The organism is Pseudomonas sp. BR20 (genome assembly GCF_050780135.1).
Taxonomy (GTDB): domain Bacteria; phylum Pseudomonadota; class Gammaproteobacteria; order Pseudomonadales; family Pseudomonadaceae; genus Aquipseudomonas.
On sequence record NZ_CP172012.1, the window covers coordinates 1,949,798 to 1,971,187 of the forward strand.

The window sequence follows — 21,390 nt, forward strand, 5'->3', positions numbered from 1 at the left end:
GTCGGTAGAGAAAATGCTGGCCGCATCCCCCCCTCAAGTCAGGTAGAATGCGCGCCCAGTTTTTGGAGAAGCGTATGACCCTGCTCAAATTCAGCGATGTGTCCCTTGCTTTCGGCGCTATGCCGTTGTTGGACAAGGTGTCCTGGCAGATCGCCCGTGGTGAGCGGGTGTGCATCATCGGTCGCAACGGCACCGGCAAGTCCAGCATGATGAAGCTGGTAAAGGGCGACCAGAAGCCCGATGACGGCTCCGTATGGCGCGCCCCGGGCCTCAAGATTGGCGAATTGCCGCAGGAATTACCGGTGGCCGACGGACGGACCGTGTTCGACGTGGTTGCCGAAGGCCTGGACGGTGTCGGTGAGTTGCTTGCGCAATACCATCACCTGGCGCAGAACTGCGTCACCGAAGCGGACCTGGACAAGCTGATGCATGTCCAGCAGGACCTCGAAGCCCGTGACGGCTGGCGCCTGCAGCAACTGGTCGACAGCACCCTGAGCCGCCTGCAACTGCCGGCCGACAAGACCCTCGCCGAGTTGTCCGGCGGCTGGCGTCGTCGTGTGCTGCTGGCCCAGGCCCTGGTGTCCGAGCCGGATCTGCTGCTGCTCGACGAGCCGACCAACCACCTGGACATCGGCGCCATCGCCTGGCTGGAAGAAGCCCTCAAGGATTTCCAGGGCGCCGTGCTGTTCATCACGCACGACCGTTCCTTTCTGCAGAACCTGGCGACGCGCATTCTTGAACTGGACCGTGGTGGCCTGATCGACTGGAACGGCGACTACGCGAGCTTCCTGGTGCACAAGGAAGCTGCACTGTCCGCCGAAGAAACCGCCAACGCCCTGTTCGACAAGAAACTGGCCCAGGAAGAAGTCTGGATCCGCCAGGGCATCAAGGCGCGCCGCACCCGTAACGAAGGCCGCGTGCGTGCCCTCAAGGCCCTGCGCGTTGAGCGCAGCGAACGTCGCGAGCGCACCGGCAAGGCCAATATCCAGCTGGATACCGCCGATAAGTCGGGCAAGCAGGTCATGGTGCTCGAGAACGTCAGCTTCCATCACCCGGATGGCCCGTTCCTGATCAAGGACTTCTCGATGGTCCTGCAGCGCGGCGACCGTATCGGCCTGTTGGGCGCCAACGGTACCGGTAAGACCACCTTGCTCAAACTGATGCTCAATGGCCTGAAACCGACCAGCGGCACCGTGGAAGAGGGCACGCGCATCGACGTGGCCTACTTCGACCAGTTGCGCCATCAGTTGGACCTGGAAAAAACCGTGATCGATAACGTCGCCGAAGGCCGCGACTTTATCGACATCGACGGCCAGAGCCGCCACGTACTCAGCTACCTGGGCGACTTCCTGTTCAGCCCGCAGCGTGCGCGTACGCCAGTGAAAGCCTTGTCCGGTGGCGAGCGTGCGCGCCTGCTGCTGGCCAAGCTGTTCAGCAAGCCGGCCAACCTGCTGGTGCTCGACGAACCGACCAACGACCTCGACGTGGAAACCCTCGAGCTGCTGGAAGAGGTCCTGCTGACCTTCAACGGCACTGTGCTGATGGTCAGCCACGACCGGGCATTCCTCGACAACGTAGTCACCAGCACCCTGGTCTTCGAAGGTGAAGGCAAGGTGCGTGAATACGTCGGTGGTTACCAGGACTGGCTGCGCCAGGGCGGCTCGCCGCGCCTGTTGGGCGTGACCGAGAGCAAGTCCGGCAAGGCCGACCTGACCTCCGCTGTGGTGGCTCCGGTGGAAGCTGCTGCACCGGCCCAGGAAGCTGCACCGGCCGCCAAGAAGAAACTCAGCTACAAGCTGCAGCGTGAGCTGGAAGCCTTGCCGGGTGATATCGACGCCAAGGAACAGCAGATTGCAGCGGTGGAAGCGGAAATGGCTGACGCGGGTTTTTACCTGCGTCCCGCGGCGGAAACCGCCAAGGTCATCGCCTCCCTGGAGACGTTGAACCAGGAGCTGGAAGTGCTGGTGGAGCGTTGGGCCGAGCTGGATGCCTGAGTGATCTACACGCAATAAAAAGCCCGGTGTTCATCTGATGAACACCGGGTTTTTCATATGAAATACGGTTTAAACGTGGGAGGGGGCAAGTCGAATCGTCGCCCCCCCTCCCACATTAGATCTGCATCGGTCTTACGAACTTTTTACCAGCTTTACCGCCAACACATCGCACGGCGCACCGTGCAGCACATCATTGGCAGTAGAGCCCAGCAGCAACGCCAAACCGTGACGGCCATGGCTGCCGACCACAATCAGGTCGCAATGCTGTTCCTTGGCCAGGTGATGGATTTCCTGGCGGGGCTGGCCGTAGGTGAGGTGGGAATTTTCCTTGGTCACTTCGGGGTATTTGACGATCAGGCGGTCAAGGCGCTCCTTGGCCTGGTCGAACTGTTGTTGCTGCAATTGGGAAAGGTCCATGGGCACGTCGCCGCCAAAGGCCATGGCCATGGGCTCCACGATATGCACCAGGGACAGTTTCGCGCCACTGGCGACGGCGAAGGCGCGGGCGCGCTTGATCACTGGATCGCACTCTTCGGTCAGGTCTACGGCGACCAGAATATGTTCGTAGGACATGGGGCGTTCCTCCAGGGGACTGCAATAGATTCAGTATGGCTGCTTTCAAGCGGATAGGGTTGTGTCGGGTCAAATCCGCTCATCAGAAAAATCGGGAGTACACATATGACGGTCTGGATAGTGGTGTCAATCCTTGTCTTGGTTCTGAGCCCTCTGGCATGGCTGCGTCCATCGCGCCATCAGAGCGGGCGCATGGCCCTGCGCATGGAGGCACGCCGCATCGGCCTGGCCATGCAACTGGCGCCCCAGGAGTGGCCGCATTGGCTCAAGCAAGAGCCGCCGAGCCCGTGTGCGCAGTACTGTCGGCCTCGACGCGGCAGCACGCCGGCCGTATGGAGTTACTGGCAGCTGGAGCCGGGCGTGTGGGTCAATCAGTGGCGCGAAGTGTGCGTCGATGAGAAGTTGTTGCCGCATTTTGCAACGCTGCCGGCGAATGTCTACAAGGTCGAGGCCGACAAGCAAATGATCGCCCTTTACTGGGGTGAGAAGGGCGAGGCGAGCGACTTGCTGGCCATTGATAAATTGCTCAAGGCCCTGGCCTGATGCTTCGGTGTTAAACGCCAGGCAATAAAAAGCCCGAAAGCATCATCGGGCTGGAGTTGGCCAGGCAGGCCGGTAAATCTGTGTTTCCCGCGTCGGATGTTCATCCAGGCGCGTTACGGTTGTCGCTAGCCTAGCGGCATATCCCGATCTGTACAGCGTTTTCCCCTATCTTTTTCATTATTGATTTCGTGAATAGTTGAATATTGACGAATCGCGGGCCTGGCCCTGGGGTTCTGAAATGACTGGAAAGTCGCGTTTTTCCTAGCCTTTCGAGCGATTGACAATTGCTCGGAATTGGATGAAGGTGGCGTACCCAAATCAAACGGGCGTATGAATTGAGCGTTTGTCTGTCAGACCGCTCATACAGAACCCCGACTATCGCATTGGCGGGTGTGCCTGGCGGATTGGCCTGAGCATTGACGAAATTATCAATGTCCAAGCATAGGCCAGCGTCCAATGTGTACTGTTCAGCTTCCATATCGTGGAGATCAGTTGATGATTTACGAAGGTAAAGCCATCACGGTTAAGGCTCTTGAAAGTGGCATCGTCGAACTGAAGTTCGACCTCAAGGGTGAGTCCGTCAACAAGTTCAACCGTCTAACCCTGAACGAACTGCGTCAGGCCGTAGACACCATCAAGGCTGATGCATCGATCAAAGGCGTGATCGTCTCCAGTGGCAAGGACGTGTTCATCGTCGGCGCTGACATCACCGAATTCGTCGACAACTTCAAGCTGCCCGATGCCGAGCTGGTGGCTGGCAACCTCGAAGCCAACAAGATTTTCAGCGATTTCGAAGACCTCAACGTACCGACCGTTGCCGCGATCAATGGCATCGCCCTGGGCGGCGGCCTGGAAATGTGCCTGGCGGCGGACTTCCGCGTCATGGCGGCCACTGCCAAAATCGGTCTGCCTGAAGTCAAACTGGGCATCTACCCAGGCTTCGGCGGCACCGTGCGCCTGCCGCGCATCATTGGTGCCGACAACGCCATCGAGTGGATTGCCGCCGGTAAGGAAAACCGCGCTGAGGACGCACTGAAAGTCGGTGCCGTCGACGCCGTGGTGGCTCCGGACAAACTGGCTGAAGCCGCGTTGAACCTGATCAAGGGCGCCATCAGCGGCGAATTTGACTACAAGGCCAAGCGTCAGCCGAAGCTGGAAAAACTCAAGCTCAACGCCATCGAGCAAATGATGTCGTTCGAAACCGCCAAGGGTTTCGTGGCTGGCCAGGCCGGCCCGAACTACCCGGCGCCGGTTGAAGCGATCAAGACCATCCAGAAGGCCGCGAACTTCGGTCGCGACAAAGCCCTGGAAGTGGAAGCTGCGGGCTTCGTCAAACTGGCCAAGACCTCAGCTGCCCAGAGCCTGATCGGCCTGTTCCTGAACGACCAGGAACTGAAGAAAAAGGCCAAGGCCTACGACGAAATCGCCAAGGACGTGAAACAGGCTGCCGTACTCGGCGCCGGTATCATGGGCGGCGGTATTGCCTATCAGTCGGCGTCCAAAGGCACGCCGATCCTGATGAAGGACATCAACGAGCACGGGATCGAACAGGGCCTGGCCGAAGCCGCCAAGCTGCTGGTCGGCCGCGTTGATAAAGGTCGCATGACGGCTGCGAAGATGGCTGAAGTGCTTAACGGCATTCGTCCTACGCTGTCCTACGGTGATTTCGGCCATGTCGACCTGGTGGTCGAAGCGGTTGTCGAGAATCCGAAGGTCAAGCAGGCGGTACTGGCTGAAGTTGAAGGCCACGTCAAAGACGACACCATCCTGGCGTCCAACACCTCGACCATTTCCATTTCGCTGCTGGCCAAGGCCCTCAAGCGTCCGGAAAACTTCGTCGGCATGCACTTCTTCAACCCGGTGCACATGATGCCGCTGGTGGAAGTGATCCGTGGCGAGAAGTCCAGCGAGCTGGCGATTGCCACCACCGTTGCCTACGCCAAGAAAATGGGCAAGAACCCGATCGTGGTCAACGACTGCCCAGGCTTCCTGGTCAACCGCGTGCTGTTCCCGTACTTCGGCGGTTTCGCCAAGCTCGTGAGTGCCGGTGTGGACTTCGTGCGCATCGACAAGGTCATGGAAAAATTCGGCTGGCCAATGGGTCCGGCGTACCTGATGGACGTGGTCGGCATCGACACCGGCCACCACGGTCGTGACGTGATGGCTGAAGGCTTCCCGGACCGCATGAAAGACGACCGCCGCTCCGCGATCGACGCGCTCTACGAGGCCAAGCGCCTGGGCCAGAAGAACGGCAAAGGCTTCTACGCCTACGAGGCGGACAAGAAGGGCAAGCAGAAGAAAGTGGCCGACCCTTCGGTGCACGAAGTACTCGCGCCGGTCATCTACGAGCAGCGTGAGGTGTCCGACGAGGACATCATCAACTGGATGATGATCGCACTGTGCCTGGAAACCGTGCGTTGCCTGGAAGACGGCATCGTTGAAACTGCCGCCGAAGCCGATATGGGCCTGGTGTACGGTATTGGTTTCCCTCCATTCCGTGGTGGTGCACTGCGTTACATCGACTCGATCGGTGTGGCCGAGTTCGTTGCCCTGGCTGATCAATACGCTGATCTGGGCCCGCTGTACCACCCGACCGCGAAGCTGCGTGAAATGGCCAAAAACGGCCAGAGCTTCTTCGGTTAAGCGCCCAGACGACTAGAGCGAGAATATTTATGAGCTTGAATCCAAGAGACGTGGTGATTGTCGACTTCGGTCGTACACCGATGGGCCGCTCCAAGGGCGGCATGCACCGCAACACCCGTGCTGAAGACATGTCGGCGCACCTGATCAGCAAGCTGCTGGAACGCAACGTCAAGGTCGACCCGAATGAAGTCGAAGACGTGATCTGGGGCTGCGTCAACCAGACCCTGGAGCAGGGCTGGAACATCGCGCGCATGGCGTCGCTGATGACGCAGATCCCGCACACGGCTGCCGGCCAGACCGTCAGCCGCCTGTGTGGCTCGTCCATGAGCGCGCTGCACACCGCCGCCCAGGCGATCATGACCGGTAACGGTGACGTGTTCGTGGTCGGTGGCGTGGAGCACATGGGTCACGTCAGCATGATGCACGGTGTCGATCCGAACCCACATATGTCGCTGTACGCGGCAAAAGCCTCGGGCATGATGGGCCTGACCGCGGAAATGCTCGGCAAGATGCATGGCATTACCCGTGAAGCCCAGGACGCATTCGGCGTGCGTTCCCACCAGCTCGCCCACAAGGCGACCGTGGAAGGCAAGTTCAAGGATGAAATCATCCCGATGAACGGCTACGACGAGAACGGTTTCCTCAAGCTGTTCGACTACGACGAAACCATTCGTCCGGATACCACCCTGGAAAGCCTGGCGGCCCTCAAGCCTGCCTTCAATCCGAAGGGCGGCACCGTGACTGCCGGCACTTCGTCGCAAATCACCGATGGCGCTTCGTGCATGATCGTGATGTCGGCACAGCGTGCCCAGGACCTGGGTATCCAGCCGCTGGCGGTGATTCGCTCGATGGCCGTGGCGGGTGTGGACCCGGCAATCATGGGCTATGGTCCAGTACCGGCGACACAAAAAGCCTTGAAGCGCGCAGGCCTGACTATCTCCGATATCGACTTCTTCGAGCTCAACGAAGCTTTCGCCGCACAGGCCCTGCCGGTGTTGAAAGATCTGAAAGTGCTCGACAAGATGAATGAGAAGGTTAACCTGCACGGCGGTGCGATTGCCCTGGGCCACCCATTTGGTTGCTCCGGTGCACGTATTTCCGGCACTTTGCTGAACGTGATGAAGCAAAATGGCGGTAACCTTGGGGTTGCAACCATGTGCATTGGTCTCGGCCAAGGCATTTCCACCGTCTTCGAACGCGTCTAAGCGTTGAGTTGACGGAAGCCGGGGCCCAGTGCCCCGGTTTTTGTTTTTTGGAATTTTTAATATTTTTTTTTTAACAAATTTTGTAAGGGGGCCAGAGCATGAAAGTCGAACCAGGGCTCTACCAGCATTATAAAGGTCCGCAGTACCGCGTTTTCAGCGTGGCACGGCATTCCGAGACCGAAGAGGAAGTGGTGTTCTACCAAGCACTGTATGGCGATTACGGCTTTTGGGTGCGTCCCTTGAGCATGTTCCTGGAGACCGTCGAAGTTGACGGTGAGCAGGTCCCGCGCTTTGCTTTGGTCCAGGCCGAACCCAGCCTTTTTTCAGGGCAATAACGGCAGGTCGCGCAGAATGCTGCGCTTGACCTCACCTTGTTGCCACTATATATAGCGTTGCCGCGTCAGGCGCCAACTGCCTTTCACTTCTCGAATTCAGGAATTTTCCGATCCATGGGCAAATCGCTGGTCATTGTGGAATCCCCGGCTAAGGCCAAGACCATCAACAAGTACTTGGGCAACGAGTACGTGGTGAAGTCGAGTATCGGCCATATCCGAGACCTGCCCACCAGCGGTTCGGCTAGCGCCAGCAAGGAGCCTGCCGCCAAGCGCGGCAAGGCGGCTGCGGGCGAAGGTCCGGTGCTCACGCCTAAAGAGAAAGCGCGCAAGCAGCTGGTCTCGCGCATGGGTGTGGACCCGGATCATGGCTGGAAGGCCAAGTACGAAATCCTTCCGGGCAAGGAAAAGGTCATCGAAGAGCTGCGCCGGCTCGCCAAAGATGCCGACACCATCTATCTCGCAACGGACTTGGACCGCGAAGGGGAAGCCATTGCCTGGCACCTGCGGGAAGCCATCGGCGGTGATGACAGCCGCTACAAGCGTGTGGTGTTCAACGAAATCACCAAGAAAGCCATCCAGGAAGCCTTCTCCAAGCCGGGCGAACTGGATATCGACCGTGTCAACGCCCAACAGGCCCGTCGTTTCCTCGACCGCGTCGTGGGCTACATGGTCTCGCCGCTGCTGTGGGCCAAGATCGCCCGTGGCCTGTCCGCCGGCCGTGTGCAATCGGTAGCGGTCAAGCTGGTGGTGGAGCGTGAACGTGAGATCCGTGCGTTCAACCCCGAGGAATACTGGGAAGTTCACGCCGACCTGGGCACTGCCAAGGGCGCCAACGTGCGCTTCGAAGTGGCCCGTGAGAAAGGCGAGGCGTTCAAGCCGCTGAACGAAGCCCAGGCCATGGCCGCGCTGGAGAAGCTCAAGGCCTCCAGCTACAGCATCGTCAAGCGCGAAGACAAACCGACCAGCAGCAAGCCGTCGGCACCGTTCATCACGTCCACCCTGCAACAGGCCGCGAGCAACCGCCTGGGCTTCGGTGTGAAGAAAACCATGATGATGGCCCAGCGTCTGTACGAAGCCGGCTACATCACTTACATGCGTACCGACTCCACCAACCTGTCGCAAGACGCGGTGGCAATGGCGCGTACCTATATTGAAAGCGAATTCGGCAAGAAGTACCTGCCGGAGAAGCCGAACGTCTACAGCAGCAAAGAAGGCGCCCAGGAGGCTCACGAAGCGATTCGTCCTTCCGATGCCAACACCGAGCCAAGCAAGCTGAGCGGCATGGAACGCGACGCTGAGCGCCTCTACGAGCTGATCTGGCGCCAGTTCCTGGCTTGCCAGATGCTGCCGGCGCAATACTTGTCCACTACCGTCAGTGTGGGCGCCGGGGACTTCGAGCTGCGCGCCAAGGGCCGTATCCTCAAGTTCGATGGCTACACCCGCGTGATGCCGCAGATCGCCAAGCCAGGCGACGACGATGTGCTGCCGGACATGGCCCAGGGCGACACGTTGAAGCTGATCAAGCTCGACCCGTCCCAGCACTTCACCAAGCCGCCGGCGCGTTATTCGGAAGCCAGCCTGGTGAAAGAGATGGAGAAGCGCGGTATCGGTCGTCCTTCGACCTACGCGGCGATCATCTCCACCATCCAGGACCGTGGCTACGTCGCGCTGCACAACCGTCGTTTCTATTCGGAAAAGATGGGCGACATCGTCACCGAACGCTTGTCCGAGAGCTTCTCCAACCTGATGGACTACGGCTTTACCGCCGGTATGGAAGAGAACCTCGATGACGTGGCCCAGGGCGAGCGCGACTGGAAAAACGTGCTCGACGAGTTCTACGGCGACTTCAAGAAAAAACTCGAAGTGGCCGAAAGCCCTGAGAGCGGCATGCGTGCCAACCAGCCGGTGATGACCGACATCCCATGCTTGACCTGCGGCCGCCCGATGCAGATTCGTACTGCGTCCACTGGCGTGTTCCTCGGTTGCTCGGGCTACAGCCTGCCACCGAAAGAGCGCTGCAAGGCGACAGTCAACCTGGTGCCGGGCGATGAAATTGCGGCAGACGACGAGGGTGAATCCGAGTCGCTGGTACTGCGTGGCAAGCACCGCTGCCCCATCTGCAGCACGGCGATGGACGCCTATCTGCTGGACGAGAAGCACAAGTTGCACATCTGCGGTAACAACCCGGATTGCGACGGCTACGAGATCGAAGAGGGCAGCTACCGCATCAAGGGTTACGAAGGCCCGAGCCTGGAATGCGACAAGTGCGGCAGCGAGATGCAGCTCAAGACCGGCCGCTTCGGCAAGTTCTTCGGTTGCACCAACCCGACCTGCAAGAACACGCGCAAACTGCTGAAAAGCGGTGACGCGGCCCCGCCCAAGATGGACCCGGTGAAGATGCCGGAACTCAAGTGCGAGAAGGTCAACGACACCTACATCCTGCGTGACGGTGCTTCGGGGTTGTTCCTGGCGGCCAGCCAGTTCCCGAAAAACCGCGAGACTCGAGCGCCGTTGGTGCTGGAGATCGTGCCGCACAAGGACGAGATCGATCCGAAGTACCACTTCCTGTGTGAAGCGCCGAAGAAGGACCCGGATGGTCGCCCGGCCGTGATCCGCTATAGCCGCAAGACCAAGGAGCAGTACGTGCAGACCGAAGTGGACGGCAAGCCTACCGGCTGGAAAGCGTTCTACGACGGTGGCAAGTGGAAGGTCGAGGACAAGCGCCAGGGGGCTTGATCCGTCGGATGCGCTGAAGATCCAATGTGGGAGGGGGCTTGCCCCCCGATAGCGGTATATCAGTCGACATGTGTATGACTGATTCTTCGCTATCGGGGGCAAGCCCCCTCCCACATTTGGATCTGTCTGGATCTGAAAGTCGAGTTTTGACCCGCATAAGCAGCGGTTTATTGCACTTGCAGTAGGCTCGGCTGATCCGTGACACTGTTCAGCCAGCATCACGCTTATTCGTTGTGGAGATTGCCGTTATGGCCAACGAGCTCTATACCCGTACCAATCAGAAAATTTATTTTGCGGGTTTGTCCCTGGAAGCCCTTGGCCGTGCCGAGGAGGGGAAGGAGATGAACGCTATTGCGCTGGTCCAGGCCGGTCGTGAAGCTGCGTTGTTCCACCTGTATGGTGCGTTACTGGGCTTGTGTCATGAGATCGCCGGATTCTACCGCTTGCCCCAGGCCGGTTCGCCCCGTGCGGAAATGATCATGAATCGTGAGGTGCTGGAAAGCATGGCGATCCCTGAGCTGGCCGAGCTGGTGGAAATGGCGCAGAGCCCTGACAGCTGGGTCGCGCGTCTGTTGAAGGCCCACTCGGATATGTTTCAGCCGCCCCGTGTTCCCCATGTGCCCAAGGGCGACGTGACCCAGCCCTTGATCGTGGCGATTGCGTTGGAAGAGGAAGAGCCCAAGCCATTGAGTCGCGAAGAGCTGGAAGGCTGGCGTCAGGAGCTGAAAAAGATGGCGTTGCGCTTTCGTGAAGGTTTGAACGAGTGCTGAACGTTGGTCGGATTCACATGGCACCGTTCATCAAGCCGTAAAGAAACCTCTTCAGATCCTCAACGAAGCCGGGAGGATGACTGATATAATCCCGGCCTTTCGTGGAGAACAGACTTTTATGCCAACGTCCTTTCTGGAAATTGTTGAGTTGCCTGACGGCCGAATCGAGCTGCGCCGGGCTGAGGACGAAGGTTCTCTGGTTATTCTGGATTTTTCCGAGGACGCCAAGGTGTTCCTGCAGGGCCAGCACGTGGAAGTGGCAAAAGCCATGTTGAGTGTTGGTGTGCAGATGGCAGGTCGCCTGGCAGAAGGCGAACCGGAGAAAGAAGACGGCCCGCGCGTTCTTCACTGAGTGTGGCAAGTGGGTTCGCTGTTGTGGCAAGCCCGCTCACCACAACAGGCCCCCTCCAAAGGGATAGCCTGCGGCGCACCGAATTACCCCAATCGAATATTCAAGCTCTGCGCATCGCCTGTACGCGCAGCGCTGATCAGCTGTGCCTTGGCAGTGGCATTCAGCGGGTTGAGCCAGCTGACCACGGTGTGGCTACGGCCCAGGCGCAATGCTTCACAGGTCAGTTGCTGAGCGCTTTGCGTACCACGCGGCTGCAGCAACAGGATGCGCTCGCGGTTAAGGCCTGCGTCCCGCAGCCAAGCCTGGGTCAGGCTGGCGGGCGGGGCGATCAGCGTCAACCAGCGTGCATCCTGTTCTTCGCTCAGTTCGCGAAGGATCGGCGCCAGCAGGCTCAGGCAGCTCCCGGCCGCACCGCGCAACGACAGTTCACTGAACGCCTCAGGTTCGGCGCTCCAGGGCGCCTCAACCGTTTCCTTGAGGATGGGCGCAAGGGGTTGGGCCATAAAGGCCTCGAACAGCGACAGTTGTGTGTGTTGGGGTGTGTGCACGAGCTGCATGATGCCTCCTTTAGCGGCGAATGACGCCGACGCTCAGGCCTTCGATCACCAGGTCCTGATCTTTCAGGTTCACTTCAATCGGGGCGAACTCAGGGTTCTCGGCCAGGAGCCAGACCTTGCTGCCTTCGCGCTTGAAGCGTTTGACGGTGACTTCATCGCCGATACGGGCGACGACGATCTGGCCATTACGGGCTTCGCGGGTAGTATGGACGGCCAGCAGGTCGCCATCGAAAATGCCCACGTCCTTCATGCTCATGCCATGTACCCGCAACAGGTAGTCGGCACGCGGATGGAAGAAGGTCGGGTTGATGTTGCAGGATTCCTCGACGTGCTGCTGCGCCAGGATCGGCGCACCGGCGGCTACGCGACCGATGATTGGCAGTGTCGATTCGTCGGCCTTGGCTTCAAAGCCAGGGATACGGATGCCCCGCGAAGCACCCGGGGTCATCTCGATCGCGCCTTTGCGCGCGAGGGCCTTGAGGTGTTCTTCGGCGGCGTTGGGGGACTTGAATCCCAGTTCCAGCGCTATTTCCGCTCGCGTCGGCGGATAGCCGTTGTCATCGAGGCAGCGCTTGATAAAAGCCAGAATCTCAGCTTGGCGTGGCGTCAGTTTTAGCATGTTGATCGCTCTGTCTTTTTATACAGTGACTGGGATTATATACAGTGAACTGCGCTTGGCAATCATCCTTTTCTACGACGCCGCCGGACGGTCATTCGTTAGCTGTCCTACAAGGCAGAGATGGCACTGCCTACAGACCTGGGAGTCTGTGATTAAATAGCGATGAAATAGGTGACTGCCCGGCCGGAAAGCGAACTTGCAGGCTTGACAAGACACACCCTGAAACGTATGTTTCAAACAAGTGTTTGTCAGGCGGAGTATCCATGGCCCAGTCGGAAACCGTTGAACGCATTCTCGATGCTGCTGAGCAATTGTTCGCGGAAAAAGGATTTGCTGAAACTTCATTGCGGCTGATCACCAGCAAAGCCGGGGTCAATCTCGCCGCAGTGAACTACCATTTCGGCTCGAAAAAGGCCCTGATCCAGGCGGTGTTCTCGCGCTTCCTGGGGCCGTTCTGTGCCAGCCTCGACCGTGAACTCGAGCGCCGCCAGGCCAAGGCCGACCACAAGCCCACCCTGGAAGACCTGCTGGAAATGCTCGTGGAGCAAGCGCTGGTGGTTCAACCGCGCAGCGGCAACGATCTGTCGATCTTCATGCGCCTGTTGGGCCTGGCATTCAGCCAGAGCCAGGGCCACTTGCGCCGTTACCTGGAAGACATGTACGGCAAGGTCTTCCGCCGCTATATGTTGCTGGTGAACGAAGCTGCCCCGCGTATTCCGCCTATCGAACTGTTTTGGCGCGTGCACTTCATGCTCGGTGCGGCCGCATTCAGCATGTCCGGGATCAAGGCGTTGCGTGCGATTGCCGAGACCGATTTCGGCGTGAACACCTCCATTGAGCAGGTCATGCGCCTGATGGTGCCGTTCCTTGCCGCCGGCATGCGTGCTGAAACCGGCGTGACCGACTCGGCCATGGCGGCCGCCCAATTGCGCCCACGCAGTAAATCCGCGCCAGCCCCCGCCAAGGTTTGACCGCCACGGGTGGGCGCGACCGCTTGCATCCGCTAAGCTAGCCGCCCATGCCGAATTCAGCTATTTACTCGCAACCTGTTGTTCTCACTGCGCCTGGTGAGGGCAGCGGGTTGTGTGCGTTATTTAAGGAAGGTTTATGACTGCTGCCCTGCAAGGTTCTTTGATGGTCGACGTGGCTGGTACTTGGCTGACGGCCGAGGATCGTCACCTGTTGCGCCAGCCTGAGGTCGGTGGCCTGATCATTTTTGCGCGCAATATCGAGCATCCGCGCCAGGTGCGGGAATTGAGCGCGACGATTCGTGCGGTGCGCCCGGACCTGCTGTTGGCGGTCGACCAGGAAGGCGGTCGTGTGCAACGCCTGCGCCAGGGCTTTGTGCGCCTGCCGGCCATGCGCGCGTTGGCGGACAACCCCAACGCCGAGTACCTGGCCGAGCAATGCGGCTGGATTATGGCCACTGAAGTACTGGCGGTCGGCCTGGACCTAAGTTTCGCCCCGGTGCTGGACCTGGACTACCAGCGCAGCGCCGTGGTCGGCACCCGTTCCTTCGAGGGCGATCCCGAGCGCGCCGCCGTGCTCGCCGGTGCCTTTATCCGTGGCATGAACAGCGCCGGCATGGCCGCCACCGGTAAACACTTCCCCGGCCATGGCTGGGCCGAGGCTGATTCCCACGTCGCGATTCCCAATGACGAACGCAGCCTGGAACAGATTCGCGCCAATGACCTGGTGCCTTTCGCACGCCTGAGCAAGCAGTTGGCGGCAGTGATGCCGGCGCATGTTATCTACCCGCAGGTGGATGCGCAGCCTGCCGGCTTCTCACGCCGCTGGTTGCAGGACATCCTGCGCGGCGAGTTGCAGTTCGATGGGGTGATTTTCAGCGATGACCTGTCGATGGCCGGGGCCCATGTGGTCGGCGACGCGGCCAGTCGGATCGAGGCGGCGCTGACCGCCGGTTGCGACATGGGGCTGGTGTGCAACGACCGTGCGGCGGCTGAACTGGCACTCAGTGCGGCCCAGCGGATGAAGGTTACGCCGTCGGCAAGAATTGCACGTATGCGCGGCCAGGCGATTGCTTCGACGGACTACAAGCAAGATCCACGTTGGTTGACGGCCCTGGCTGCTCTGAGAGCCGCTCAACTCATCGACTGATGTCACGGATTTGCGCGGTGTTGGATAAGACGGTATCTACGGGGGGGCGTCAGGTATGTTTTTCAGCGCTTTTCCTGCTTATTGGGCAGCGGCGCAAACAACGCTTCGATATCGTCGTTGCCCAACTGCCAATCCCCCGTCGTACGCCCATCCAGCACACCCGCCGCCAGGTCGGACTTTTCCTTCTGCAGGTGCTGGATTTTCTCCTCCACCGTGCCCCGCGCAATCATCTTGTAAACGAACACCGGCTTTTCCTGGCCGATGCGATACGCACGGTCGGTGGCCTGGTTTTCGGTGGCCGGGTTCCACCAAGGGTCGTAGTGAATCACGGTGTCAGCTTCGGTCAGGTTCAGCCCCACGCCACCGGCCTTCAGGCTGATCAGAAAAATCTGCAACTTGCCGCTCTGGAAATCCTTCACGGGGGTGCGCCGATCGCGGGTCTGGCCCGTCAGCAGGGCGTAGGCGACACCGCGCTTTTTAAGCTCGGCTTCGATCAGGCTCAACATCGAGGTGAACTGGGAAAACAGCAGGATCCGACGACCTTCCTCAAACAGCTCTTCGAGCATTTCCATCAGGCTGTCGAGCTTGCCCGAGGTGCTGCCACGGGCGGGCAGGGTGGCGTCGTTGACCAGGCGCAGGTCGCAGCACACTTGGCGTAGCTTGAGCAGCGCTTCAAGAATGATGATCTGGCTGCGCGCTACGCCTTTGAGGGTGATTTCGTCACGGACCTTCTTATCCATGGCCAGGCGCATGGTCTCGTACACATCGCGCTGGGCTTCATTGAGGTCGACCCAGTGAATGATCTCGGTCTTGGGCGGCAATTCCGTGGCCACCTGCTCCTTGGTGCGGCGCAGCAGGAAGGGTTTAATCCGACCGTTGAGGTGCTGCAGTCGTACCTCGCTGGCGCGCTTTTCGATGGGGACGCGGTAGTCGCGGTTAAAGCTTTTGACGTCGCCCAGCCAGCCCGGCAGCAGGAAGTGGAACAGTGACCAGAGTTCGCCCAGGTGGTTTTCCAGCGGTGTGCCGCTCAGGCACAGGCGCTGCCGGGCATTCAGCTCGCGCGCGGCCTGGGCAGCCTTGCTGGAAGGGTTCTTGATGTACTGGGCTTCATCGAGGATCAGTACATGCAAGGGCAGGGCGGCCAGTTGTTCGATGTCCTTGGGCAGCAACGCATAAGTGGTCAGCAGCAGATCGTAGTCCTGCAGGCTGGCGAAGTGTTTTTTGCGCGTGGCACCGTACAGCGCCAGCACCTTGAGTTGCGGGGTGAAGTGCGCCGCCTCGTCGAGCCAGTTGGGGATCAGGCTGGTGGGCATCACCACCATGCAAGGCCGGTCGAGGCGTCCGGCGATCTTTTCGCTGAGGATATGCGCCAGGGTCTGCAGGGTTTTGCCCAGGCCCATGTCATCCGCAAGAATGCCGCCCACCTCCAGCTGGCGCAGCGACTGCATCCAGCTCAAACCTTCCAGTTGATAAGGCCGCAAGGTCGCGTTCAGGCCTTCGGGCGCCACACAGGTGAAATCCTTGATATCCCGCAGGCGCTGGGCAAAGTTGCGGATCTTCTCGCCGCCCTCCCATTGCAGGGGCAGGTCTTCCAGCGGGTTGAGGCGAATCGCATCGGCCTTGGACAGGCGCAGCGTGGTGGTGCCGGGCTCCTGCAGGTAGAACTCACCGAGGGTGGCCAGTACCGGTTTCAAGCGGCCGTAGGGCAGGGCTACTTGCAGCGGGCCGTGACCGCCATTGGGCAGGCCGGGGATATTCACCAGGATCAGTTCGTCGTCGCGGCGCCGGGCAACTTTCTCCGGGTTGAGGATCTCGGTGTGGGAGCGCATCAGGTTGAGCAGGATCGGCAGCAGGCTCAGGCGCTCACCGTTGACGATAATCCCCAGCTCCAGGTCGAACCAGTCGCGCTCCGGGCCTTCATCGACGGTGGCGTACCAGTCGTCGACGGCGCTCAGGTCAAAACCGAAGTCTTCATCGATCTGCAGCTCCCAACCTTCTGCTCGCAGGGTCGGCGACGCGTTGAGGGTGAAGTTCAGCCAGGCGCTGTCATTGACCATCTCGAACAGTTCGCCGGCGCTTTCCGGCAATGCCTTGCTCTGGCGCGTGGCGATCTTGAAACCGAGCACGCGCAGTTGCTCGCGATAGGGTTGCTCCAGCTCGGGGTGGCGCTTGATGCGCAGGCTATGGGTTTCCTGGCGCACGATGATATCGGCGTTCTTCTGCCCACTGACATAGTTGCCCAGATAGTTGAACGACAGCGCCGCACGGTGCTGGATATAGCGCTGCATCTTGCCGTTGCGCGGTTCAAACGCGCTGAACTCGACGCTGGCCAGCCACAGGCGCGGCACGGGCACGACGTCTTCCATCACCACCTGCGGCAACACTACGCGGTTATCCAGCACGGCCTGGAGCTTTTCCAGTAACTCGGCATCCTGGGCGGCTGCCGGGTAGGCCAGGGTTTCCTGGACCTTGAGCAGCACCGCCGCGATGTGTTTGCAGTTGGTGTGCACCGGGCAGGTACAGCGGCTGTCCACCAGGATCAGCGCGCCCTTGGCCGATTCGCGCAATGAGATGGTCTGCCGGTAAACGTTGCCCCCCGAGCCTTCGCAACTGGCGATGATGGTGCTGTCGCCGGACTCGACGATGCGCACACGGTTTTCCAGGGCGTAGCGTCGCCCGCGCTCCAGGCTTTGCTCTTTGAAGCGATTGGCCCACGAAGGGGCCAGGGGTTTGGTCAGCGACGACGTCAGGGGCATGGCGCTGGATCAGTCCTGAATGTCGGGCGGGGGGGCGCTGGGTGGCTTGGCGGTCAACGACGTGATCTTGATCAACAGTGCCAGGTGGCCGCCGTCCAGGTAGTTGAGCTGGTTGTTCTTGGTGCGCACGTCTTTCTGGCTCAGGTGTTCGCTGGCCACCACGCTGCCGTTGCTGTCGAACGTGTTGAGCCAGAAGTCCGCATCGATATCCGTGAAACGCCCCAGTTGCAGGCTCAACACCCCCTCGATGGGGAACTGGCCGAACTGCTCCTGGCCGTCGGTGATCGCGATTTTTACCGGCTGCTCGCCGAGGTTCTGTTCCCAGGCCTTGTGCGCAAGCACGGTGAAGCTGTTATCGGCGTTGAGTTTGTCGACGATATTGTTCAGGCGCGGCGGGCTCAGTCTGTCGCCCAACCGCTGCGCGCCTTCATCCCAGTTTTCCGGCGCAGCGCGGCTGTTGAGCGCCGGCTCCGCGTTCTGGCGTACCAGGATCATTTCCACCTGATACGGACTGTCGGCAAATGCCGAAGGCGCGAATACCACCAATAACAGGCTCAGAATGCGGAACAGGCGCATTGGGGCGTCCTTCAAACAGATTTCGGGATGAGGCGCTCGAACAGCGCCTCCAATGTATTAAAGCGTTCTTCGGCACGTTCCATCGGCACCATGAACTTGAACAGCGTAGCCCCTTCGAACTTGTAGCGGTTGGGCTGGCCCTGGATCAGCTTGATCAGCACCAGTGGGTCCACCGGTGTCTGCGCTTCGAACTCGATACGCCCGCCCTGGGGCCCGGCGTCGACTTTCTTGATCCCAAGCTGCTCGGCCTGCAATTTGAGCAGGGTCAGGCGCACCAGGTTCTTGGTCGGTTCGGGCAGCAGGCCGAAGCGGTCGATCATCTCCACCTGCAGGTCCTTGAGGCCTTCTTCGTCGGTGGCCGAGGCGATGCGCTTGTACAGGATCAGCCGTGCATGCACATCCGGCAGGTAGTCTTCGGGGATCAACGCCGGCAAGCGCAGGTTGATTTCCGGACCGCCGCCCAGGGGTTGATCGAGGTTCGGCTGCTCGCCCTTGCGGATGGCTTTCACCGCGCGTTCAAGCATCTCCATATACAAGGTGAAGCCGACTGCCTGGATCTGCCCGCTCTGGCCATCGCCCAGCAGTTCGCCTGCGCCGCGGATTTCCAGGTCATTGGTGGCCAGGACAAAACCGGCGCCCAGGTCCTGGGTGTTGGCGATCGCTTCCAGGCGCTTTTCGGCGTCCCCGGTGATCTGTTGGCGGGGCGGCGTCAGCAGGTAGGCATACGCCTGGTGGTGACTGCGCCCAACCCGGCCGCGCAGCTGGTGCAGTTGGGCCAGGCCGAACTTGTCCGCCCGTTCGATGATGATGGTGTTGGCACTCGGCACGTCGATGCCGGTCTCGATGATGGTCGAGGCGATCAGCACGTTGAAGCGCTTGTGGTAGAAGTCGCTCATCACCTGTTCGAGATCGCGTTCGCGCATCTGCCCATGGCCGATGGCGATGCGTGCTTCCGGCACCAGTTCGGCAAGGTCGGCGGCGCATTTCTCGATGGTTTTTACGTCGTTGTGCAGGTAGTACACCTGGCCGCCGCGCAGCAGTTCCCGCAGCAGCGCTTCCTTGACCGTGCTTTTGTTCTGCTCCATGACGAAGGTGCGCACCGACAGGCGCCGTGCCGGTGGTGTGGCGATGATCGACAGGTCGCGCATGCCCGACACGGCCATGTTCAGCGTGCGCGGAATCGGCGTGGCGGTGAGGGTGAGGATGTCGACTTCACTGCGCAGGGCCTTGAGCTGTTCTTTTTGACGCACGCCGAAGCGGTGTTCTTCGTCGATGATCACCAGGCCCAGGTTCTTGATCTTCACATCGTCCGACAGCAGCTTGTGCGTACCGATCACGATGTCGATCTTGCCTTCGGCAAGGTCGGCGACGGCGGCATTCACTTCCTTGGCGGACTTGAAGCGGCTCATCACTTCCACGGTCACCGGCCAGTCGGCGAAGCGGTCGCGGAAGCTGTTGTAGTGTTGCTGGGCGAGCAGGGTGGTTGGCACCAGGATCGCCACTTGCTTGCCGCCGTGTACCGCAATAAAGGCTGCGCGCATGGCCACTTCGGTCTTGCCGAAGCCCACGTCGCCGCACACCAGGCGGTCCATCGGCTTGGGCGCGAGCATGTCGGCGCGCACCGCTTCGATGGTGGTTTGCTGGTCCGGGGTTTCTTCGAAGGCGAAGCCGGCGCTGAAGGTGGCATAGTCGGCTTTCGGGTCGGCGAAGGCATACCCTTCGCGCGCCGCACGACGGGCATAGATGTCGAGCAGTTCGGCGGCGACATCGCGCACCTGTTCGGCGGCCTTGCGCTTGGCTTTCTGCCAGGTCTCGGAGCCCAGGCGGTGCAACGGCGCCAGGGCGTCGTCGCTGCCGGTGTAGCGGGCGATCAGGTGCAGGTTCGCCACCGGCACGTAGAGCTTGGCGCCCTCGGCGTATTCCATGGTGAGGAATTCGGCGGCCTGGTTGTCGATCTCCAGGGTCTGCAGGCCGAGGTAGCGGCCGACGCCGTGGTCGATATGCACCACCGGCGCGCCTTCGCGCAGTTCCGTGAGGTTTTTGATCACCGCGTCGTTGTTGGCGTCGGCGCGTTTTTCACGGCGGCGACGCTGCATCACGCGCTGGCCGAACAGCGGGCTCTCGGCGATCAGCGCCAAGGCCGGGTCATCCAGCAGCAGGCCCTCGTCCAGTGGCGCGATGGTGATCGCCAGGCGCTCTTTGCTGGCGACAAAATCCGGCCAGCTGTCGACGGTTTTCGGCCGCAGCTTCAGGCGTTCCAGCAGTTCCAGCAGCACTTCACGGCGCCCGGCGGATTCGGCGGTGAACAGCACGCGCCCAGGGAAGTCGCCGAGGAAGTTCGAGAGTGCTTCCAGTGGTTGCGTGGCTTTGGCCTGGATCGCCAGGTCCGGCAGCGTTCCCGCCGGGAAGCGTTCGCGGCCGCTGCCGGCGTCCACATCCTGCTGGCTGGCGACCACGCGCGGCCAGTTCTTCAGGCGGGCGAAGCAGTCTTCCACCGGCAGGAATAGCTCGGCGGGCGGCAATAAAGGCCGGGACGGATCGACGCGGCGCTCTTCATAGCGGTTGCGCACGTCGTTCCAAAAGTTTTCTGCGGCTTGCTCGATGCCCGGCAGCGAGAACACTTGGGTGTCCTGGGGCAGGTAGTCGAACAGCGTCGACGTTTCGTCGAAGAACAGCGGCAGGTAGTACTCGATGCCCGCCGGGGTAATCCCGCTGCTCAAGTCCTGGAAAATCGGGCAGCGGCGGAAGTCCACATCAAAGCGTTCCCGGAAGCGTGCCTTGAAGCGCGTGACTGCGTCCTTTTGCAGCGGGAATTCCCGCGCCGGCAGCAGCTTGATGGACTCGACCTTGTCGATGGACCGCTGGTTTTCCGGATCGAAGGTGCGCAGGGTCTCGATTTCGTCATCGAACAGGTCGATGCGGTACGGCAACTTGCTGCCCATCGGGAACAGGTCGATCAGTGCACCACGCACGGCGAATTCACCGTGCTCATACACCGTGTCGACGCAGCGGTAGCCGCTGGCTTCCAGGCGCGTGCGCATCTGTTCCACGTCGAGCTTCTGGCCGATATCCAGCACCAGGCTGCTGCCCAGCAGGAACTTGGTCGGCGCCAGGCGGTGCAGGGCGGTGGTGATCGGCACCACCAACACGCCGTGGGCCAGTTCCGGCAGGCGGTACAGGCTGGCGATACGCTGGGAGATGATGTCCTGGTGCGGCGAGAACAGGTCGTAGGGCAGGGTTTCCCAGTCGGGAAAATGCAGCACCGGCAAATCGGGGGCGAAGAAGCTCAGCTCCTGCTCCAGCCGTTCGGCGCTTTGGCTGTCGGCGGTGAGCAGCAGGGTAAAGCGCTTGGCTGCGCTGGCAGCCTCGGCAATGGCCAGGCTCAGGGCTGCACCGGGCAGGTTGCCCCAGTGCTGTTTACCTGCCGCGGCAGGGAGAAGCGGTAGACGCAGAACGGGCACGGAAGGTTGAGCTCCAAGCGTTGCGACAAAGTCGGTAATTGTAGCGGCCCGAGGTGCCGCCTGTCAGTTGCTGACTGAGCCTATTACGGTTTGTAGGAAATGTAGTGGCTAAGACAAACAAAGGGGGCTTTTGACTCATTATGTAGTGCCGT

At 60.6% G+C, this 21,390-nt stretch carries 16 protein-coding genes; 10 read left to right on the forward strand and 6 right to left on the reverse strand.

Translation table 11 applies throughout. From position 1 onward, the window contains the following. Positions 1-74: 74 nt before the first annotated feature. A complete protein-coding gene (locus ACHPFG_RS08845) occupies positions 75-1,994 on the forward strand; it encodes an ATP-binding cassette domain-containing protein (protein ID WP_431702140.1) in 1,920 nt (639 codons plus the stop codon). 132 nt (positions 1,995-2,126) lie between these two features. Here ACHPFG_RS08845 and ACHPFG_RS08850 read toward each other — a convergent pair whose 3' ends face one another. Beyond that, complete coding sequence (locus ACHPFG_RS08850; RefSeq protein ID WP_431702141.1) at positions 2,127-2,567, reverse strand: universal stress protein; 441 nt, start codon at positions 2,565-2,567, stop codon at positions 2,127-2,129. A gap of 105 nt (positions 2,568-2,672) precedes the next feature. Here ACHPFG_RS08850 and ACHPFG_RS08855 point away from each other — a divergent pair, with 105 nt between their 5' ends. From ACHPFG_RS08855 to ACHPFG_RS08885, 7 genes are all read left to right on the forward strand, one after another. Further along, a complete protein-coding gene (locus ACHPFG_RS08855) occupies positions 2,673-3,110 on the forward strand; it encodes a hypothetical protein (protein ID WP_431702142.1) in 438 nt (145 codons plus the stop codon). 495 nt (positions 3,111-3,605) lie between these two features. After that, on the forward strand, positions 3,606-5,753 hold the full coding sequence (gene fadB, locus ACHPFG_RS08860) for a fatty acid oxidation complex subunit alpha FadB (protein ID WP_431702143.1): 2,148 nt from the start codon (positions 3,606-3,608) through the stop codon (positions 5,751-5,753). A 29-nt stretch (positions 5,754-5,782) separates the two neighbouring features. Then, positions 5,783-6,958 (forward strand): acetyl-CoA C-acyltransferase FadA, encoded by a 1,176-nt coding sequence (gene fadA, locus ACHPFG_RS08865; RefSeq protein WP_026136849.1) that lies wholly within the window; start codon positions 5,783-5,785, stop codon positions 6,956-6,958. Positions 6,959-7,056: 98 nt separating this feature from the next. Next, on the forward strand, positions 7,057-7,293 hold the full coding sequence (locus ACHPFG_RS08870) for a DUF1653 domain-containing protein (RefSeq protein ID WP_010212074.1): 237 nt from the start codon (positions 7,057-7,059) through the stop codon (positions 7,291-7,293). A gap of 114 nt (positions 7,294-7,407) precedes the next feature. Further along, complete coding sequence (gene topA, locus ACHPFG_RS08875) at positions 7,408-10,029, forward strand: type I DNA topoisomerase (RefSeq protein WP_027604240.1); 2,622 nt, start codon at positions 7,408-7,410, stop codon at positions 10,027-10,029. A 248-nt stretch (positions 10,030-10,277) separates the two neighbouring features. Next, complete coding sequence (locus ACHPFG_RS08880; protein ID WP_431702144.1) at positions 10,278-10,799, forward strand: DUF6586 family protein; 522 nt, start codon at positions 10,278-10,280, stop codon at positions 10,797-10,799. A 118-nt stretch (positions 10,800-10,917) separates the two neighbouring features. Next, positions 10,918-11,151, forward strand: coding sequence for a hypothetical protein (locus ACHPFG_RS08885; RefSeq protein WP_010212068.1), 234 nt, complete (start codon positions 10,918-10,920; stop codon positions 11,149-11,151). An 83-nt stretch (positions 11,152-11,234) separates the two neighbouring features. Here ACHPFG_RS08885 and sulA read toward each other — a convergent pair whose 3' ends face one another. Both sulA and lexA read right to left on the reverse strand, forming a co-directional pair. Further along, positions 11,235-11,708, reverse strand: coding sequence for an SOS-induced cell division inhibitor SulA (gene sulA / locus ACHPFG_RS08890; RefSeq protein ID WP_431702145.1), 474 nt, complete (start codon positions 11,706-11,708; stop codon positions 11,235-11,237). Between the two features lie 10 nt (positions 11,709-11,718). Then, positions 11,719-12,327 carry a transcriptional repressor LexA gene (lexA, locus tag ACHPFG_RS08895; protein WP_003172575.1) on the reverse strand — a complete coding sequence of 203 codons (609 nt, stop codon included), beginning with the start codon at positions 12,325-12,327 and terminating at the stop codon, positions 11,719-11,721. A gap of 263 nt (positions 12,328-12,590) precedes the next feature. On the opposite strand from lexA, the gene ACHPFG_RS08900 reads away from it, so the two are divergent. Together ACHPFG_RS08900 and nagZ are read left to right on the forward strand one after the other, a co-directional pair. Then, positions 12,591-13,298, forward strand: coding sequence for a TetR/AcrR family transcriptional regulator (locus ACHPFG_RS08900; protein WP_131698942.1), 708 nt, complete (start codon positions 12,591-12,593; stop codon positions 13,296-13,298). Positions 13,299-13,434: 136 nt separating this feature from the next. Continuing rightward, positions 13,435-14,445, forward strand: coding sequence for a beta-N-acetylhexosaminidase (gene nagZ / locus ACHPFG_RS08905; protein WP_431702146.1), 1,011 nt, complete (start codon positions 13,435-13,437; stop codon positions 14,443-14,445). A gap of 62 nt (positions 14,446-14,507) precedes the next feature. Here the strand turns inward: nagZ and ACHPFG_RS08910 are convergent, their stop codons facing one another. The 3 genes from ACHPFG_RS08910 to mfd are packed head-to-tail and all read right to left on the reverse strand — an operon-like array spanning position 14,508 to position 21,238. Next, positions 14,508-17,201, reverse strand: a complete 2,694-nt coding sequence (locus ACHPFG_RS08910; RefSeq protein WP_431702147.1) for a DEAD/DEAH box helicase — start codon at positions 17,199-17,201, stop codon at positions 14,508-14,510. 9 nt (positions 17,202-17,210) lie between these two features. After that, the gene (locus ACHPFG_RS08915; protein ID WP_431702148.1) at positions 17,211-17,777 is read right to left on the reverse strand and encodes a CsiV family protein; all 567 of its coding nucleotides are present in this window, start codon (positions 17,775-17,777) and stop codon (positions 17,211-17,213) included. Between the two features lie 11 nt (positions 17,778-17,788). Then, positions 17,789-21,238, reverse strand: coding sequence for a transcription-repair coupling factor (mfd, locus tag ACHPFG_RS08920; protein WP_431702149.1), 3,450 nt, complete (start codon positions 21,236-21,238; stop codon positions 17,789-17,791). Positions 21,239-21,390 lie beyond the last annotated feature (152 nt).